General features: G+C 56.5%; 2 protein-coding genes. Both read right to left on the reverse strand.

The genetic code is table 11. The annotated features are described in order from the left end of the window. Positions 1 to 2: 2 nt before the first annotated feature. The gene (sul1, locus tag LU671_RS29225) at positions 3 to 842 is read right to left on the reverse strand and encodes a sulfonamide-resistant dihydropteroate synthase Sul1 (RefSeq protein WP_000259031.1); all 840 of its coding nucleotides are present in this window, start codon (positions 840 to 842) and stop codon (positions 3 to 5) included. Continuing rightward, positions 836 to 1,183 carry a quaternary ammonium compound efflux SMR transporter QacE delta 1 gene (locus LU671_RS29230; protein WP_000679427.1) on the reverse strand — a complete coding sequence of 116 codons (348 nt, stop codon included), beginning with the start codon at positions 1,181 to 1,183 and terminating at the stop codon, positions 836 to 838. Before LU671_RS29230 ends, sul1 begins: the two co-directional genes overlap by 7 nt. Positions 1,184 to 1,292 lie beyond the last annotated feature (109 nt).

The raw sequence follows: 1,292 nt of genomic DNA on the forward strand, positions 1-1,292 counted from the left end.
TGCTAGGCATGATCTAACCCTCGGTCTCTGGCGTCGCGACTGCGAAATTTCGCGAGGGTTTCCGAGAAGGTGATTGCGCTTCGCAGATCTCCAGGCGCGTGGGTGCGGACGTAGTCAGCGCCATTGCCGATCGCGTGAAGTTCCGCCGCAAGGCTCGCTGGACCCAGATCCTTTACAGGAAGGCCAACGGTGGCGCCCAAGAAGGATTTCCGCGACACCGAGACCAATAGCGGAAGCCCCAACGCCGACTTCAGCTTTTGAAGGTTCGACAGCACGTGCAGCGATGTTTCCGGTGCGGGGCTCAAGAAAAATCCCATCCCCGGATCGAGGATGAGCCGGTCGGCAGCGACCCCGCTCCGTCGCAAGGCGGAAACCCGCGCCTCGAAGAACCGCACAATCTCGTCGAGCGCGTCTTCGGGTCGAAGGTGACCGGTGCGGGTGGCGATGCCATCCCGCTGCGCTGAGTGCATAACCACCAGCCTGCAGTCCGCCTCAGCAATATCGGGATAGAGCGCAGGGTCAGGAAATCCTTGGATATCGTTCAGGTAGCCCACGCCGCGCTTGAGCGCATAGCGCTGGGTTTCCGGTTGGAAGCTGTCGATTGAAACACGGTGCATCTGATCGGACAGGGCGTCTAAGAGCGGCGCAATACGTCTGATCTCATCGGCCGGCGATACAGGCCTCGCGTCCGGATGGCTGGCGGCCGGTCCGACATCCACGACGTCTGATCCGACTCGCAGCATTTCGATCGCCGCGGTGACAGCGCCGGCGGGGTCTAGCCGCCGGCTCTCATCGAAGAAGGAGTCCTCGGTGAGATTCAGAATGCCGAACACCGTCACCATGGCGTCGGCCTCCGCAGCGACTTCCACGATGGGGATCGGGCGAGCAAAAAGGCAGCAATTATGAGCCCCATACCTACAAAGCCCCACGCATCAAGCTTTTGCCCATGAAGCAACCAGGCAATGGCTGTAATTATGACGACGCCGAGTCCCGACCAGACTGCATAAGCAACACCGACAGGGATGGATTTCAGAACCAGAGAAAGAAAATAAAATGCGATGCCATAACCGATTATGACAACGGCGGAAGGGGCAAGCTTAGTAAAGCCCTCGCTAGATTTTAATGCGGATGTTGCGATTACTTCGCCAACTATTGCGATAACAAGAAAAAGCCAGCCTTTCATGATATATCTCCCAATTTGTGTAGGGCTTATTATGCACGCTTAAAAATAATAAAAGCAGACTTGACCTGATAGTTTGGCTGTGAGCAATTATGTGCTTAGTGCATCTAAC

The organism is Pseudomonas sp. NMI760_13 (assembly GCF_021283245.1).
In the GTDB taxonomy this organism is placed as follows: domain Bacteria; phylum Pseudomonadota; class Gammaproteobacteria; order Pseudomonadales; family Pseudomonadaceae; genus Aquipseudomonas; species Aquipseudomonas peradeniyensis.

Excerpts from the sequence above, each read along its gene's own strand:
- sul1 (WP_000259031.1), bottom strand. The coding sequence starts at position 842 with ATGGTGACGGTGTTCGGCATTCTGAATCTCACCGAGGACTCCTTCTTC.
- LU671_RS29230 (WP_000679427.1), bottom strand. The coding sequence starts at position 1,183 with ATGAAAGGCTGGCTTTTTCTTGTTATCGCAATAGTTGGCGAAGTAATC.